Source organism: Endozoicomonas sp. ALB091, from assembly GCF_049310265.1.
Lineage (GTDB): Bacteria > Pseudomonadota > Gammaproteobacteria > Pseudomonadales > Endozoicomonadaceae > Endozoicomonas.
This window is the reverse complement of record NZ_JBLYNQ010000003.1, coordinates 171,089-188,116: the sequence shown is the minus strand read 5'-3', so window position 1 is coordinate 188,116 and position 17,028 is coordinate 171,089. Positions and strand designations below refer to the sequence as shown.

Genomic DNA, 17,028 nt, shown 5'->3' with positions numbered 1-17,028 from the left:
AGAACAATCCTGTACTCCTTTCAGCCTTGTTCAAGTCACTTTGACTAGGCAGGAGTTCATTGAACTCAAATGGCAGGTCAACCACTACCGGGGTCTGTGGAAACGGACCCGGGTTCGTGAGCAGGAATTACTGGACACCATTGCCTTGATGAAAAAGGATAATAAGGCTGAAGTCGATCAACTCAAGGCGACCATCAAAGAACGCGATTCTCAGCTGAGTCATATGAAACACATGGTCTTTGGCCGTTCTACTGAAAAGAAAAATCGCTCAAAACCCAGTCAGGAAAAGCAAAGCAAAAATACCACACGATAACCGACGACTCGTAAGCGTGGCCAGCAACCTGGTTCCCCAAGCCATGGTCGGAGAAAACATGAGAACGCCGGTGGTTGATCAGGGCGTTGACCTACCCGATAACGAGAAGTGTTGTGCCATCTGTCGCTTGCCCTTCGACCCGTTTCCTGGCTGTGATCATTGTGATGTTGTAGAAATTGAGGTCAGGCCACACAAGAGGCGTTACCATCGCAAGCGATATCGCAAGACTTGCCAATGTCCTGAAACACCCGCAATTATCACCGCCCCATCTCCAGCACGTTTGATTAACAGAGGAACATTGGGAGTTTCTGTCTGGGTTGATTTAATTATCAACAAATATGCTTTTGTTATTCCGGTTAACAGACAGCTTCAGTCGTACAAATAGCATGGGCTCGATCTGGCTGCAGGAACCACTACTTCGGGAATACAAACACTGCCTGCTCTCATAGAACCGGTCGTGGAAGCTTGCAGAGAGCGGGTTTGCCACAGTGATCGAATGCATGCCGATGAAACCCGATGGTTGCAGTGGTGTGATGATTCAGAGGGCAGCCAGAAACATTGGCTCTGGGTATTTGTTTCCGATGAGGCAGCCTACTTCAGCATCAGTAATAGTCGCGCTGTCTCTGTCCCTGAATCAGTTATTGGAGATAGCGAGGGAACCCTTGTCTGCGACCGGTATTCTGCCTACAAGAAACTGGCCAAAGACCATCCATTGATTGTTCTGGCCTTCTGCTGGGCTCATGTCAGGCGAGACTTTATTGCTGCCAGTCGTGGTGACCCGGATTTGGAAAAATGGAGCATTGCCTGGGTAGATAGAATTGCTCGTTTATATTATTTAAACGAGCAACGACTTCTTGTACGGGAAGACCCAAAGCAGTGGCCGACCCGCCAGTTGAGACTGGAAAAACATGTTGAACGCATAGCCTCTCAGCGAGATAAAGAACTGGTACGACCACGGCTGGCTGAAAAAGCGCAAAAGATACTTGAGAGCCTTGTGAACCATTGGGAAGGGCTCTGCCGGTTTATTCAAAATCCGGAAATTCCGATGGATAACAATATTGCTGAACAGACGTTGCGAGGTCTCGTGGTTGGCCGGAAAAACTACTACGGCAGCGGGAGCGACTGGAGTATGGAGCTGGCGGCCTGGTTCTTTACGGTGCTGACAAGCCTGAAGATCTGGAAGATCAATCAGAAGCTGTGGTTGAAGGGCTATCTTGAGGCTTGCATTGCTAATGACCGGAAGCCACCAGAAGATTTAAGCCAGTGGCTACCTTGGCAGATGGATGAAAGTCGTCTCAAAGAATTGCGAATCCATGACCCACCTGGCTGAAAAAAGCTCATCCAAATCCGTAGCCCTTATAAGGCAGGTATTCCTTACCAGTCTGGTAAGCTGGTTTGGTGGGTTCACTGAATAGTTACCGTAAAATTTTGCAGGCTGGGGGCCTCAACGGTGGCACCGTCCAGCATAATTTGGTCAACGGAACCATCGTTGATAACGTTACCACCGTCGGTGGCACCTTCATTCAGCTGAATGGTGTCGTTGATCTCACAACCCACCGTATTATGAATATCCCTATCTGATATTGAATGCATGAAACAAACTTAAGAAATATCGTTTCCGTTCTCGTAGCCTGTTTGATTTTTGGCTGTGAGACTCGCCAGCAAATTCCTGAAGTCAGCCCGGATGCGTTTCGCCAGGGGTTGATTGCCACCATTTATGATCAGTTCTATTGGCCGGTTTACACCCTGGCTCCGTCACAGCCGTTGAGCGACACATTACGCATCTATATTGAAGGGGATGGCCGGGCATGGTTGAGATCTAACCGTCCATCCTTGGATCCTACGCCGACGAATCGACTGGTTCATCACTTGATGCTGAAAGATGCATCACCGGATATTGCTTATCTCGGACAACCTTGCCAGTACAAGATGAATGGCCACTGCAATAGCAGGGTATGGACGTTTGGGCGTTACAGCAAAAAGGTGGTTGAGACTATGAACTCTGTGGTGTCATCCCTTAAAGAAAACGGCGGTTACCGTCAGCTTGAACTGATCGGTTACTCCGGAGGCGGAAGCATTGCTCTACTGCTGGCCGCTAATAGGAACGATGTGATTTCTGTCAGAACCGTAGCGGGTAATCTTGCTCCCCGCTACCTTAATCACTATCACGGTGTTTCAGACATGCCGACAGCTCTGAATCCTGAGTCTTTTAGCAGTCATTTATCCGATATCCCCCAAATTCATTTTGTCGGGTCCAGAGATGATATTGTTCCTGTTGAGGTCAGTCAGCATTATGCCCGGACATTGGCAGATCAATCCTGCATTAATATCCTTCAGATAGAAGCGGATCATCTGATCGGCTGGATCAGGCAGTGGCCAGAACTTTTAAGCACACCGCCTGAGTGTATCCGCTAAGAACTCTGTTACAGAAACCTTTCCAGAGTACTCATCAGATTTTTTACTTTAGTTATGGACTCCTGGTATTCCGATTCACAGTCAGAGTCAGCAACAATCGCCCCACCTCCCCAGCAGTGTAATTCGCCATCTTTGGCCAGAATCGTCCGTATGGTGATACTGGTATCCATATTGCCATCACAGCTGATATAGCCGATGGAGCCACAGTAAACAGTGCGGGCTACCGGTTCCAGCTCCCTGATAATCTCCATGGATCGTATTTTTGGCGCTCCGGTAATCGAACCGCCGGGGAATGTGCTTCCCAGCAGGTCAAATGCATCATAATCGTCCATCAGTTGGCCTTTCACTGTACTGACCAGGTGATGCACGTTGGCATAACTTTCCAAGGCAAATAATCGGGGTACTGACACGGTACCTGTCTTGCAGACCTTACCAAGATCGTTTCTCAGCAGATCGACAATCATCAGGTTTTCCGATTGATCCTTCTGGCTATGTTGTAGCTCCTCAGCAATGGCACGGTCTTCTTCAGGAGAGTGGCCCCTGGGACGGGTACCCTTGATGGGCTTGGTGGCAACATGACCGTTTTTCAGCCGGATAAACTGCTCCGGAGAATGGCTGAGAATGCTCAGGTCAGGACGCGAAATAAACGCAGAGTAGGGCGCTTTGGTGATGGTTCTGAGCTTTTTAAATGCTTCCCAGGAATCGCCGCTATAGGGCGCAGTAAAACGCTGGGTAAGATTCACCTCATAGCAATCTCCCGCCACAATATAGTCCTGAATTTGCTGAAATGCACACTGGTATTCAGCCGGGGTTTGTGTCGGGGTGAACCTGTCGAGCAGTTTGAATGGTGAACGGTCTGACTTCCTGACTTTATGGTCAATAGCTTGCAGAATTTCAGTTTTCAATGATTCGGGTATATCAGGATGAAACACCAGACAGGCCCGTCGTTCCTTATGATCACAGATCAGCGCCCACTGATAGAGCCCGACGGACATCAGCGGTGTTGAACTGTCTCGATGGGCTATTCGGTCCGGCTCAAGGTGTTCACACAGTTCATATCCCCAGTAACCAACCATGCCACCAACAAAAGGCAAGCCGGCATTGTCGACTTTGCTCATGGCATTAAGCCGTTTTGGCAATGGCGAAAAAGGTTCAGCTCCAGAAACAGTTTCTGTTTTTTGTTGAATAAGATCTTCAATCATCAAATCACCTTCCGGGGTGAAGGTGAAGTGCATTTCTGGAGCTGCAGTCATAATGTCATAACGGCTGGAATGATCTTTATAGACTGCCTGCTTTCCATCGAATACCGAGCTATCCAGAAAACAGGGATAAGGGAGGTGAATAAAATGTTCAAAGTAGAGACTGGTATCGTCTTTATATTCCAGTTCCAGAATTGTCAGCGTCTTCATACAGGTGTCCGAACAAAACAGTCGGCATTTTAACTGGAGCCGGGGCACTATGCCATCGTCTACAATCCACGAACCAGCCATCAAGTGCTAATTATCATCAGATATTGCGATCGCGATGGTTAGCTGTATAACTTCCCTGAGAACAATTGCACTTAAAACCGTAGATAGTATCTCAACTGATAAAGTAACCATCAACCCCGGCAGCCTTGATGTAGTAGCAGTAACATCAAAGCCGATGGGGACATCATCTCATCTCTCAGTCGGGAGTGTTTGAAGATGTAGAATTAGGATTAGAAGATGTTGGCACTATAGTAGTTGATGGAGATAGCGAGAGAGATTGTTTAGTACTTGCCAAGGGTTTATGGGGGATTGTTGTGCTGGCGGAAGGCTGCTGGGGGGCGTTGTTGGAAGTTGTAGGTGGTGTTGTTCCCTGAGGATAAGTGCGTGCTGGCGACGTAGCTGTTTGAGGTGCCCAGGGAGTGCTTGGAGTAGTTACTTCGGTATTAGGGGGGCATGATATGCATCTGGTTATAAATGACTCGGGGGTGCTGCTGACAGTTCTAGTTGGAGCCCCACGGGTATCGAAACCCTGAGTATTTCCAAGTCCAGACACGGACGTACTGGCACTTAATTGCTTACCGCCCGTCAATCGAAGCCCTAGCCCTAATGCCACGCCTCCGATAATGACCACACCGAGACCAATAACGCAACACCTTCCATTGCTGGTATTAACAGATCCTTCTGTATTTTCACTTGATGCTTTTTGATCCTCGTTTAGAGGTTGCATAGGTATTGATGCATAAGATGCATTTTTTATCGTTGTATCCAAGATATGACTCCTTAGCGTTAATTAGAGTTAATTAGAGTTAACTTCAGTTCCGTGCGATCAACAAGGAACACTCAAACAGTTTTCAGTCTGACTCTTCTCGCCGTTACCGGCCATCAAGAGCAGAGTGTGTTGAAACTCTCCTGCGGCGCAAGCATAGCCTTTTATTTCAACACAATGCAGCTTTTCTGAGATGTTTTTTGAATAAGCGATTGTGATCTATATGTCACTGATTTAGTTATATGTTGTTTTCAATGCAGGTAGAAGTGCTGAGTAAAGTTCGGTATAAATATCTCGGTTTAAAATATTGTCAAACATGTTCTTTGGTGTCTATGACGTCGACAGGGTCCGCAACATAGATAATGCTGTTGTTAACACTCTTTATATCAAGAATTAAGAATCAGAGGTAACGCCATGAATCAAAAGAATAATGCCTTGAGTCGATTGATCGCTGAGCAGGGCATTGTCACCGCTCCCGGTGTTTACGATGGTATTTCGGCCCGGCTCGGTGAAGAAGCCGGTTTCTCAGCGTTATACGCCAGTGGTGGTGCCATTGCCCGCAGCACCGGTGTGCCTGATATTGGTCTGCTGACACTGACGGAAGTGGTTGACCGGGTTCGTCAGATCGTGGCAGCCACCTCTCTGCCAGTCATTGCGGATGCGGATACCGGTTTTGGCAATGAGGTGAATGTCAAACGCACTGTGGAGCTTTTTGCCAATGCGGGCGTCAGTGCTTTTCATCTGGAAGACCAGGAGTTTCCCAAGCGCTGCGGGCATCTGGACGGCAAGTCTCTGGTATCTGTTGACGAGATGTGTAAGAAAGTCTCGGTGGCCAGAAAGTATGCCGACGATGTCACCGTGATTGCCCGTACTGATGCTATTGCCGTTACCGGTTTTGACGATGCTTTGGATCGTGCCAGGGCTTATGTCGAAGCAGGGGCGGATATGCTGTTTGTTGAGGCACCACAGACCATTGGGCAGATTGAAGCCATTGCCAAACAGGCTCCCGGTCCCAAGCTGATTAATATGTTCTACAGCGGTAAAACACCACTGGTACCTACTGAAGACCTGAAAGCGATGGGCTATCAGCTGATCATTATTCCTTCTGACCTGCAGCGGGCTGCAGTGACCGCGATGCGGGAAGTATTGGAGGTGATCAGGCGTGACGGTAACAGTGGCGCTATCGCCGATGGCATGATGACCTTCCAGGAGCGTGAACAGCTGGTGAGAACCAAAGAGTTCCTTAACCCATAAAACGAAATAAAAAAAACGGAGAAGTATTATGTCGACGAACTCTGGGACAGAAAAAAAATCGAACTCTGGGGCTGAAAAAAAAATAAGTGGTGCTGGTCTGCGTGGTCAGTCAGCCGGTGAAACCGCGCTCTGTACCGTTGGCAAAACCGGTTCGGGCCTCACTTACCGTGGTTACGATATCAAAGAGCTGGCCGACAATGCCCAGTTTGAAGAAGTCGCGTATCTTCTGCTTTATGGCAAACTGCCAAACCAGGCTGAACTGGACGCCTACAAAACCAGACTGAAAGGCCTTCGCTCTCTGCCCGATGCTCTGAAAACGGTACTCGAACAGATTCCTGCGGAAGCTCACCCAATGGATGTAATGCGTACCGGTTGTTCAATGCTGGGTAACCTGGAAACCGAACAGGATTTCTCACAGCAGAACGATCATATTGACCGCATGCTGGCCATTTTCCCCGGCATGATCAACTACTGGTACAACTTCAGCCACAACGGTGTTCGGGTCGATGTTGATACCGATGCTGACTCCATCGCCGAGCAGTTTCTCTGGACTCTGCACAACAAAAAGCCTGAGCCACTCCATGTTCAGGTGATGCACGCTTCCCTGGTGCTTTATGCCGAGCATGAGTTCAATGCTTCAACCTTTACCGGTCGTGTTTGTGCTTCCACCCTTTCTGATATTCACAGCTGTGTGACCGGTGCCATCGGTTCATTGCGTGGCCCGCTCCACGGCGGCGCTAACGAAGCGGCTATGGCAATGATCGAGAACTGGCGCTCCCCAGAGGAGGCCGAAGAGAAGATCATGGGCATGCTGGCCCGCAAGGATAAGATTATGGGCTTTGGCCATGCCATTTATCGTGAGTCTGATCCCCGTAATGCCATCATCAAACAGTGGTCGCGGAAGTTGTCTGAGCAGGTGGGCGATCAGTATCTTTATGCCGTTTCCGAGCGTGTTGAGGCGGTCATGTGGCGGGAGAAAAAGTTGTTCTGTAATGCCGACTTCTTCCACGCTTCGGCCTACAACTTTATGGGTATTCCTACCAGGTTGTTTACCCCGATCTTTGTTTGTTCGCGGGTGGCTGGCTGGACCGCTCACGTTATGGAGCAGCGTGCTAACAACCGCATTATCCGACCATCTGCCGACTACACCGGACCGGAAAGCGCAGAATGGGTGGCTATTGAAGATCGCGATTAACCACAAAGACCACCAGAGAAAAAAGCTGTCTTTGTGTTCTTTGTGGTCTGCGTAGTTTATAAAAACAAATTATTTGCCCGGTGGACGTTCGACGTATGAACACTGATTTTCGTAAACCCTTACCCGGCACCCAGCTGGACTATTATGATACCCGTGCAGCCGTGGAAGCGATTCAGCCGGGCACCTATAACACCTTACCCTATACCGCCAGAGTGCTGGCCGAGCAGCTGGTTCGCCGCTGTGACCCGGCTACTCTGACTGACTCCCTGAAGCAGATCATTGAGCGTAAGCGTGACCTGGATTTCCCCTGGTATCCGGCCCGTGTTGTCTGCCATGACATTCTTGGCCAGACCGCCCTGGTGGATCTTGCCGGATTGCGAGACGCTATTGCCGGGCAGGGCGGTGATCCTGCCAGGGTTAACCCGGTTGTGCCAACCCAGTTGATTGTTGACCACTCTCTGGCCGTTGAATATGGCGGTTTTGATCCGGAGGCATTGGCAAAGAACCGGGCTATTGAAGATCGTCGCAATGAAGACCGTTTCCACTTTATCGAGTGGAGCAAAACCGCCTTTGAGAATGTTGATGTGATTCCTGCGGGTAATGGCATCATGCATCAGATCAACCTGGAGAAAATGTCTCCGGTTATCCAGGCCCGCGATGGTGTCGCCTATCCTGATACCTGTGTCGGTACCGACAGCCATACGCCCCATGTCGATGCCCTTGGCGTTATCGCAATTGGTGTTGGTGGCCTGGAAGCGGAAACGGTGATGCTGGGTCGTCCTTCCATGATGCGCCTTCCTGATATTGTCGGTGTTGAGCTGACAGGGCAGCGTCAGCCGGGCATTACCGCCACCGACATTGTGTTGGCCCTGACTGAATTCCTGAGAAATGAGCGTGTGGTTTCGTCTTACCTGGAGTTCTTTGGCGAAGGGGCAGCCAATCTTACCATTGGTGATCGTGCCACCATTGCCAATATGACCCCGGAGTTTGGTGCTTCCGCCGGGATGTTCTATATCGATGAACAGACCATTGATTATCTTAAGTTGACCGGTCGGGAGCCTGAACAGGTGGCCCTGGTGGAGAATTACGCCAAAACCACCGGACTGTGGGCTGATGATCTGAAAACCGCTGACTATGAGCGAGTGCTGACCTTTGATCTCTCTGCGGTTTGCCGGAATATGGCAGGGCCATCCAACCCACACCGTCGTTTGCCGACCTCTGAGCTGGCAAGTCGTGGCATTGCAGGGCCCTATAAAAAAGCAGGGCCTTATAAAAAAGAAGATGAGCAAGAAGGCTTAATGCCCGATGGTGCCATCATCATTGCGGCTATCACCAGCTGTACCAATACCAGTAACCCCCGTAACGTGGTTGCCGCCGGTCTGGTGGCCCAAAAGGCTAACGAGCTGGGGCTGGTGCGGAAACCTTGGGTGAAGTCATCTTTCGCACCAGGTTCCAAAGTCGCAAGGCTCTATCTTGAAGAAGCAGGTCTTCTTTCTGAAATGGAGAAACTGGGCTTTGGCATTGTCGCCTACGCCTGTACCACCTGTAACGGTATGAGTGGGGCTCTTGATCCAGAAATTCAACAGGAAGTCATAGATCGGGATCTTTATGCAACGGCCGTTCTCTCTGGCAACCGTAACTTTGATGGACGGATTCATCCCTACGCCAGGCAGGCCTTCCTCGCCTCGCCACCGTTGGTGGTGGCTTATGCTATTGCCGGTACGGTGCGCTTTGATATTGAAAAGGATGCATTGGGCACTGATCAGGATGGCAACCCCATCACCTTGAAAGACATCTGGCCCAGCGATGAAGAGATTGATGCCATTGTTGCTGAATCCGTAAAACCAGAGCAGTTTAACCAGGTTTATATTCCCATGTTTGATCTGGGCAAGGCGGAGCAGGCCGAAAGTCCTCTCTACCACTGGCGCTCCATGAGTACCTACATTCGCCGTCCTCCCTATTGGGAAGGGGCTCTGGCTGGTGAGCGCACCCTGAAAGGCATGCGCCCTCTGGCGATTCTGGGCGATAACATCACCACCGATCACCTGTCACCGTCCAATGCGATTCTTGCCACCAGTGCTGCGGGTGAATATCTGGCGAAAATGGGGCTGCCGGAAGAAGATTTTAACTCCTATGCCACCCACCGTGGTGACCATCTGACCGCGCAACGGGCCACCTTTGCCAATCCAAAGCTGCTCAATGAGATGTGTCTGGATGCTAATGGCGAAGTCAGGCAGGGCTCTCTGGCCAGAATTGAGCCCGAAGGCAAAGAAACACGGATGTGGGAAGCCATTGAGACCTATATGGAGCGTCGCCAGCCGCTGATTATTGTTGCCGGTGCGGACTATGGTCAGGGGTCATCCCGTGACTGGGCTGCCAAAGGGGTTCGGCTTGCCGGTGTTGAGGCCATTGTGGCAGAAGGGTTTGAGCGTATTCACCGGACCAACCTGGTGGGTATGGGTGTCCTGCCTCTGGAATTCAAGGCTGGTACAACCCGTAAGACATTGGGGCTTGATGGCACCGAAACCTACGATGTTATCGGTGAGCGAAGGCCAGGCACAACACTGGCCCTGTTGATTCACCGTGCCAACGGAGAAACCGTTAATGTACCGGTAACCTGCCGCCTGGATACCGCTGAAGAAGTATCCGTATACGATGCCGGTGGTGTACTGCAACGTTTTGCCAGGGACTTCCTGGAATCTGAAGCTGCTGCCTGACGGCTCTCACGCTGGCCCTTGATCAGGGCCAGCACAACAATCCTATAACAGAAGGAGCTGTTCCCCATGGCTCATCCTCCACAAATCAAGGTTCCCGCTACCTATATGCGGGGCGGAACCAGCAAGGGTGTTTTTTTCAATCTCACCGATTTGCCACCAGCTGCACAGGTTCCGGGTAAGGCCCGTGATGCTCTGCTTCTTCGAGTGATTGGCAGTCCGGACCCCTACGGTAAGCAGATTGATGGTATGGGTGGTGCCACGTCCAGTACCAGCAAAACGGTGATCCTGTCGCAAAGCAGTCAGCCTGATCATGATGTCGATTATCTCTTTGGTCAGGTAGCCATTGATCAACCTGTCGTGGACTGGAGTGGTAACTGCGGCAACCTGACTGCAGCTGTCGGGGCCTTTGCCATCAGCAGCGGTCTGGTTGATAAGCAACGGATACCCGACAATGGCATCGCAACGGTAAGGATCTGGCAGGCCAATATCAAAAAAACCATTATTGCCCATGTGCCAATGACCAATGGTGCGGTTCAGGAAACGGGTGATTTTGTCCTGGACGGTGTGACTTTCCCGGCGGCCGAGGTTCAGGTTGAGTTTCTCGATCCTGCTGATGGTGAAGGTGCCATGTTCCCGACAGGCCACCTGGTGGATGATCTTGAAGTACCCGGCGTTGGGACGTTAAAGGCAACCCTGATCAATGCCGGCATTCCCACCATTTTTATCAATGCAGCAGACATTGGTTACCAGGGGACTGAACTACAGGAAGTGATCAACGGCGATAAGCAGGCACTGGCCATGTTTGAGAACATTCGGGCTTATGGCGCACTGCAGATGGGGTTGATCAGCAGCCTGGAAGAAGCCGCAACCCAACAGCATACGCCGAAAGTTGCTTTTGTTGCTGAACCGAAAAGTTACCTCTCATCCAGCGGCAAGGAGGTCTCTGAAGATGAGATCGACCTGCTGGTCAGGGCACTCTCCATGGGTAAACTTCATCATGCCATGATGGGTACCGCTGCCGTGGCCATTGGTACTGCGGCCGCCATTCCAGGCACCCTGGTTAACCTCGCTGCCGGTGGTGGTGAACGAAACGCGGTCCGTTTTGGCCACCCCTCGGGTACCTTGAAAGTGGGGGCAGAAGCAGTGCTGAATAATGGGCAATGGTCAGTGACCAAAGCCATTATGAGCCGCAGTGCCAGGGTTTTGATGGAGGGTTGGGTTTGTTTGCCCGTCGAATGAAACTGCGGGGAAATCTTAGGGGGACCATCCCATAAGCCCGAGAACGTTAACCTTGATCCGGGACGATCCTCAAGAAAGTAAAAAAACTTTGTATTCTCACACCATTGCCACCGCGATCACTTTCGATCTGTATGCTGCGGCTGCATGGGCTAAAGCAAAATGCATGAATTCTGTTTTCTGATGGCAACCGGTCCTTTTCCTGCCAGATCCCGTCTGCATTCACCCCCAGCAAAATCAGGTGGTCGGTTTCGGTTTCAAGGGGTGGGACAACGGCAAGCAGGCAGCTCTCATTATTAAAACACCCATCCCTGATGGAAAATTCGATACGTTGACTGATCCACTCACCAGAAGGTTGGCGTTGGTGGATATCGGTATGGCCTGACGGTTCATTACAGACAATGGTACCACCGTCAGGACTGACTCTGGTCAGAGATCCAGCCGAAAATGTTTGGGATTTGCCCCAGGTTCCGGACACCGCCTTGCGCCAGACTGATATTTTACGCCCGTTTATGCTGATAAATTCATCCGGGTGCACAGAAAAATGAACACTGCCTTTACCGCCATGGGGCTGCTCCTGAGCAGCGGGAAGCCATTGATCCTCACTGTTTAATTCCCAGATTTCAACACCGTCATCGGTGGCGATAATCAGATGCCGACCATCGGGACCAAAAGCAGGTTCCAGGGGGTAATACGTTGTCGGAGGCTCACAGGTTTTGACAATTCTCTGCTTTTCACGCCATTTTCCGTCCGGACCAAGGGACGCGATGACGACAAAGAAATTATCTCGATGAACATCAACGCCAGCAATATCAAACCATGTGACAAAATGCTGATTATCCGGGCTGAATAGTACTTCAAGTTCAAACTCATCATCCGACTCACTACCAGCACCGGTTATAAAGTTCATGTCAATATCAGTGTCTGTAACAATGATTTTACCGGTTTCTGACCAGGCCCCATCGTCTGACTTGCCCATTAGCGTGAGGCATGAACCATACCAAAGCGCGACATGACGGCTGTCATCACTGAACAACAAGTTACGAATACGGGTTGTAATGCTGCCTTTATTAACCCACTGACCTTCCGCTTCCCGGCCCAGAATGGCAACTTCACGCCAATCGTACGTACAGACCAGTGCGCTGGCATCCGGTGACAGATAGAAGTCATTCATAGGATACAGATAAGCGTCATCCTTCAATATTGTCCTGATTTGAGGAAACACCTCACTGATGGTCAATTGCTGTTGCTCAACCCAGGAGTTATCGTGACATTCATAAACGGACAATAAGTGGTCTTTGCCGATGTATTTGTAGTGCGGTGGTTCTCCCACCAGGCTTTTCGACACCTTCTGTGGGATAAATAAAATATGGTTAGCACGCTGCTGATCAAAATTGCAAATTTCATTGTATTTGATTTCAGCGGACCGGCACCAGTGACCATGACGATCCGGAGTCAGAATATCAATGAACCCCTTCACCCTGATTGCGGCAATCATGCTCAGCTCAAGATCATGATAATGCCCGCTATAGCTATCCAAATACAAGCTCCCAACGGGCTTCAGGGTAAGTGCCGTTGCATCAATAATCTGCTGGCGCGAATGCCGGGTGTAACAGGCATAAAAGGCCGGGCTCAGCTGCACAGGGAAGTGGCGCCTGGAAAATATCGATAACGTCCTGAGGTACTGAAGGAGTTGCCGGTTAGAATGAATGATTGTCTGACACGAATTCTGTTTGTCCTTTGGTAAGGAGAGGAAGTAGCGGACTTCTTCCAGTCCGCAGGCCACCAATCGGCTGGCCACTGCCTTGCATGTTTGGGCGAACGCGCTTATATCTTCAATTGATAAATAGCTGGTGATGTTCTCGAATGGTAACGTCGGCAAGGTAACCCACCAGCGATGGAAGCAGACAGGATCCCGGACTATTTCAGGCCTGATTTCATTACCCACTGCCTGAGTAACAGCAGTCTCAGTATTTAACGGTTTGGCAAGCGGCAATTAATCCCCTCCCATATCCGGGCAAGAGGCCGTATTTATCCTGGCGCATATTGCCCGTTTAGAAGCCTGGTCCGGGAGCTGGCGAATACATCAATGATGACGCATTGACCGATCTCGTTCGGAAGACTGCAAATTGTTGTCAGTTCCGCACCCGGATATACCTTCGATCCGAAGTATAGAGGGTGAATTATGTCTCGCAGTAACAATTCCCGGCCGCAAGAGATGATAAATGCCAACAAAGCGATCATGAGAGATTTAACTCACAAAGAGGTCAGGGCTCCTAAGGCCAGTAGCTTGACGATCACGGCATTCAGAGCAACCAATGGATTTACGCCATATTGAACGCCAAGGTCTGGCTGGTTATCCCATGTAACAAAACCAACGTTGGGAATCAGCTCACGACGTTTCAATATACTGAAATCAGCAATATTGGTACTTTCTGAACAACCCGGATATATGGATTTCGGAATTATGTTTTGTTTTATATCGTTAATGAATCTGGCGTCATGACCACACCAGTAGATGACCTCTCTGACAGCCTGTGACAGCAGCTCATTTTCATCCATGGCCTGATTCACGCACTCTTCTGTGAATTGGGGAAAGGCCTTGTGAAACAGCGTGGTCAGAATTGTCTTTATTTTACGCTCATGATTCAGCATGGACTCCCTGTCGTCAGGATCGAACTGTTGTTGAAAACAGCGGGCATATTGCAATACCAGTCCCTGGGCATTGTTGGCCAGTTCTGAAAATGCCACCTTGGCCCGGTCCTCTGATTGTTCAAAATCAAGAAACTTCTGACATCTTTTGGAGAAAAAGTAATCTTCACCCAGCTCAATCATACTTTTCGTATCACCCGCATTTCGTATGCCTGCGGGACCTGCACTGGGATGTTCTGACGCTTTTTTCCACTGAAGCATCATCCCCTCGAAAGGGGCATCCACATAAGATGAAAGGACATGGTGTTTTCTGCTAGTCATGGAATCACGGTCTGCTGTTATTACTGCTGGAGCATACAATCCGCAACTGAATAAAACACCGCAATCATGGGCAAAGTTACAGAGTCCCGCGAAAATCTGATCCGCCTGTGTTACGGGATCGAGATCGCAGGGGTATAAATGAAAAGGTGAATCTTTGGTTGATTTCAGGTGAAGGCAATAACCTGCCTTGCCTTCAATATCGCGACACTTCTCCCCGGATTTTGACCTTTTGGCTGGAGGCGTAACTGTTGTCGAATCAATTGGCGCATTGCTCCAGTGATATCTGCCGACAACTTGGGGAATCGAGCTTTTCAAGCCATACTGACTGGCTATGGATGCCAACAGGCTGATTTTATTACCCGTTTTTGCCAGCTCTTCCGGTTTTTCCGTATCGCTGAGAAACTCCAGGTAATCCCAGCCATCATCCGTACGCTGAATGGCAAACGTACGTCCGTGCACCTCGGTATATTCTCCCGTTAATGATACTGTCGGGGGCGGCGCTGTCCACTGTTGCGGATTGCCCGGTTTTTTCCAGTCATTATCAAACTGATTTTCCGGTGGTTGATAATCTTTATCCAGTGATAGCAACAACTGCCAAATGTTAGGACTTTCCAAATTATTAAGGGGGTAAACAGTCTGGCGAAATAAGGTTTCCCGCTGTTTTGCACAATCAGGATCAGTTAACCAGTGATTCAGCACATGTATTCGATGGCCGGGAGGGGCAAGGCGTAGAAATGATTCAATGATGTCAAAATGTAATGTTGTGACGACTTTGCTATAGGCTACCAGTAGCTCATCTGATGCTGAGTAGGCCAGTCGCTCATCTATTGGAACCTGACTATGTGGATCCGGCCACAGATCCGGGCGATAACTTTTTTGGCGAGTGGTAAAGGCTGCCTCTTCCTTCCGGTATTCCGGCTCCATTCGAACCAGTGACAGGCCATCGATCAACAGCCAGTCCATGAATTTCATAAAATCATCAGGATGGGTAAGGCCATTACAGCATTTAGCCCTGCTGATCAGGATGTTCCATGCCTCACAATAACGAGGATCTTTCTGTAAAAGCCCCGTAATGTTGGTAGAAATAGTATCATCCAATACCGTAAAAATTTTTGTCGCCCACAGGCTTACATCGCCCAGACGCAAATGTTTGGTATGATCCGGGCCTGACCATTTTTTCGATTCATGATTTCCCTCCTGGTAAATGGACGCTTGCTTCATGGCAAGATGGATAAACGAATGTCCTTTCTTATTGGGAAAAATTGTATCCTTGTACCACTGTAGCCCATCATTATCGGGCAAGGTCCATAAAAATGGAGCTACCCGATTTACTGTATTGATAAATAATCGTTCATTGGTCAATCCAGCCTCTTTGGCCATAAGAAAAGGAGAATTTTTTAAATTAACGGATGCTTCCTTAAACGGCTTGCTGGCGACGGTAATACCCATTCCACATAATAATTCGGTAGATTGATGCAGTCCTCCCAAAAGAGCTGTCATTGCCATCACTTGCTGTTCACGCTGAGAAAATGAACAAATAAGGGTACGGGCTTTATCCGGTGATTGTTGTGCAATGGCTTCAAGAACAAAAAGCAATATTATGCTGTCTTTGTATCTATAAATCTCGCGAAGATTTGAAGTTCGGTGGTTGCTGAACTTATGCCTAAATAAGTCTTCAATCATATCTCTGGCATTACATTTTTGACGGAGGTAATTGAAGAACACCATTAACCTTGTATGTGAAACGGTTGGTATTGATTTAGCGATTGTTTCCTGAAACAGTCCATCATTCATGCGTCGAGTTAAAATCGTCTGGGTAAGAACGTCAAATTGAGGGTCCGCACCAGCGAAAATAGCCTTAACAAATAATAGGTCCGGGCAATACGGGTTGCAGTTGTCTACCAGTTTCATCATTGTATCAAAAGGGAGGTAAACGATAGATTCAGGATTCGGATCCATCCAGGCAGGGCCGTTAATGATGGGAAACCCTTGTTCAATAATATAGGTCAGTACTTTCAGGTTGCTGGTGTTGATCCCTGCCCAAATAGCGATATCCCGAAGTACTCCTTGAATGCCATCCGCTATTATTTTTCTTAATTGAATATCCTTTGAGTAAAAACGTTTACCCACAAGGATTAAGTCCTCATCAATGTATTGCCAGATATTTCTTTTAAGGTTATAGACTTTACCCCTTAAACTGACACCGACGTGTAATTCATCAAGCTGTTGAACAAGTTTCTTCAATTCTTCCTTAACATATTGTTTTTCAACATCTTTTAAGGTGAGCAATGCCTGCAAACCCGTTTGGTTTACCAAGTGAAGGCCAGCGCTGGAAGTCACATTCTGACTGCCTTCGGTGCTTCCTGTAGAACTTCCTGTAAAGCTTCCAGTAGCTTTCGGACCACAAGGTTCAGAATGACTGACTTTGCTGCCAGTAAGGGTAAACAACCTGTTAGAACCTGCTGCACTGGTTTCAGATTCTCCAGTGTTGTCGGAGCCAGAATTGACAGGGTTGAGGTGTACCTCCTTGTCTTCAGTTTGTCGCACTGTCAGAGATTTATAATTTCCTGTCTCGTCGCAATAGCTGGCTTCTGAAGTTAAGTCTGATGCATTAGTCGTATCGGTTTTTATGCCTGTTACATCCACGTTTTCTTCCTCTTGTCAAAGATGCCTTTCCAACCATTCGACAA

General features: G+C 49.1%; 13 protein-coding genes. 9 read left to right on the top strand and 4 right to left on the bottom strand.

Annotated features, from left to right (window positions below; all coding sequences use genetic code 11):
* Nucleotides 1–40: 40 nt before the first annotated feature.
* Genes ACO6UX_RS03775 through tnpC form a run of 3 tightly spaced genes read left to right on the top strand, consistent with a single transcriptional unit; the run spans nt 41 to nt 1,643 of the window.
* Complete coding sequence (locus tag ACO6UX_RS03775; RefSeq protein ID WP_422445000.1) at nt 41–313, top strand: hypothetical protein; 273 nt, start codon at nt 41–43, stop codon at nt 311–313.
* Nucleotides 314–329: 16 nt separating this feature from the next.
* Nucleotides 330–698: a hypothetical protein gene (locus ACO6UX_RS03770; RefSeq protein WP_422444998.1), complete on the top strand. Its 369-nt coding sequence runs from the start codon at nt 330–332 to the stop codon at nt 696–698.
* Nucleotides 699–710: 12 nt separating this feature from the next.
* Entirely contained in the window at nt 711–1,643 is a 933-nt protein-coding gene (gene tnpC, locus ACO6UX_RS03765) for an IS66 family transposase (RefSeq protein WP_422446129.1), read from the top strand.
* A 74-nt stretch (nt 1,644–1,717) separates the two neighbouring features.
* Here the strand turns inward: tnpC and ACO6UX_RS03760 are convergent, their stop codons facing one another.
* Nucleotides 1,718–1,906, bottom strand: coding sequence for a hypothetical protein (locus ACO6UX_RS03760; RefSeq protein ID WP_422444996.1), 189 nt, complete (start codon nt 1,904–1,906; stop codon nt 1,718–1,720).
* Between ACO6UX_RS03760 and ACO6UX_RS03755 the strand changes: the two genes are divergently transcribed.
* A complete protein-coding gene (locus ACO6UX_RS03755) occupies nt 1,901–2,728 on the top strand; it encodes a hypothetical protein (protein ID WP_422444994.1) in 828 nt (275 codons plus the stop codon). The two genes, ACO6UX_RS03760 and ACO6UX_RS03755, sit on opposite strands and share 6 nt — an antisense overlap.
* A gap of 8 nt (nt 2,729–2,736) precedes the next feature.
* Here ACO6UX_RS03755 and pabB read toward each other — a convergent pair whose 3' ends face one another.
* Nucleotides 2,737–4,137, bottom strand: a complete 1,401-nt coding sequence (pabB, locus tag ACO6UX_RS03750; RefSeq protein WP_422444992.1) for an aminodeoxychorismate synthase component I — start codon at nt 4,135–4,137, stop codon at nt 2,737–2,739.
* Nucleotides 4,138–4,403: 266 nt separating this feature from the next.
* Here pabB and ACO6UX_RS03745 point away from each other — a divergent pair, with 266 nt between their 5' ends.
* The 5 genes from ACO6UX_RS03745 (at nt 4,404) to prpF (ending at nt 11,368) form a co-directional block, all read left to right on the top strand.
* A complete protein-coding gene (locus tag ACO6UX_RS03745) occupies nt 4,404–4,571 on the top strand; it encodes a hypothetical protein (RefSeq protein WP_422444990.1) in 168 nt (55 codons plus the stop codon).
* An 806-nt stretch (nt 4,572–5,377) separates the two neighbouring features.
* Nucleotides 5,378–6,217 (top strand): isocitrate lyase/PEP mutase family protein, encoded by an 840-nt coding sequence (locus ACO6UX_RS03740; protein ID WP_422444988.1) that lies wholly within the window; start codon nt 5,378–5,380, stop codon nt 6,215–6,217.
* Nucleotides 6,218–6,245: 28 nt separating this feature from the next.
* Nucleotides 6,246–7,412 carry a bifunctional 2-methylcitrate synthase/citrate synthase gene (prpC, locus tag ACO6UX_RS03735; protein WP_422444986.1) on the top strand — a complete coding sequence of 389 codons (1,167 nt, stop codon included), beginning with the start codon at nt 6,246–6,248 and terminating at the stop codon, nt 7,410–7,412.
* Between the two features lie 95 nt (nt 7,413–7,507).
* Nucleotides 7,508–10,129, top strand: a complete 2,622-nt coding sequence (gene acnD / locus ACO6UX_RS03730) for a Fe/S-dependent 2-methylisocitrate dehydratase AcnD (protein ID WP_422444984.1) — start codon at nt 7,508–7,510, stop codon at nt 10,127–10,129.
* A gap of 66 nt (nt 10,130–10,195) precedes the next feature.
* A complete protein-coding gene (gene prpF, locus ACO6UX_RS03725; RefSeq protein WP_422444982.1) occupies nt 10,196–11,368 on the top strand; it encodes a 2-methylaconitate cis-trans isomerase PrpF in 1,173 nt (390 codons plus the stop codon).
* 46 nt (nt 11,369–11,414) lie between these two features.
* Here prpF and ACO6UX_RS03720 read toward each other — a convergent pair whose 3' ends face one another.
* Nucleotides 11,415–13,361, bottom strand: coding sequence for a hypothetical protein (locus tag ACO6UX_RS03720; RefSeq protein ID WP_422444980.1), 1,947 nt, complete (start codon nt 13,359–13,361; stop codon nt 11,415–11,417).
* 260 nt (nt 13,362–13,621) lie between these two features.
* The gene (locus tag ACO6UX_RS03715; protein WP_422444978.1) at nt 13,622–16,984 is read right to left on the bottom strand and encodes a hypothetical protein; all 3,363 of its coding nucleotides are present in this window, start codon (nt 16,982–16,984) and stop codon (nt 13,622–13,624) included.
* Nucleotides 16,985–17,028: the final 44 nt, after the last annotated feature.

Bases quoted from the DNA above. Each gene is read 5' to 3' on its own strand.
- acnD (WP_422444984.1), top strand. From the start codon at position 7,508: ATGAACACTGATTTTCGTAAACCCTTACCCGGCACCCAGCTGGACTAT.
- pabB (WP_422444992.1), bottom strand. From the start codon at position 4,137: ATGAAGACGCTGACAATTCTGGAACTGGAATATAAAGACGATACCAGT.
- ACO6UX_RS03740 (WP_422444988.1), top strand. From the start codon at position 5,378: ATGAATCAAAAGAATAATGCCTTGAGTCGATTGATCGCTGAGCAGGGC.
- ACO6UX_RS03755 (WP_422444994.1), top strand. From the start codon at position 1,901: ATGCATGAAACAAACTTAAGAAATATCGTTTCCGTTCTCGTAGCCTGT.
- prpC (WP_422444986.1), top strand. From the start codon at position 6,246: ATGTCGACGAACTCTGGGACAGAAAAAAAATCGAACTCTGGGGCTGAA.
- ACO6UX_RS03760 (WP_422444996.1), bottom strand. From the start codon at position 1,906: ATGCATTCAATATCAGATAGGGATATTCATAATACGGTGGGTTGTGAG.
- prpF (WP_422444982.1), top strand. From the start codon at position 10,196: ATGGCTCATCCTCCACAAATCAAGGTTCCCGCTACCTATATGCGGGGC.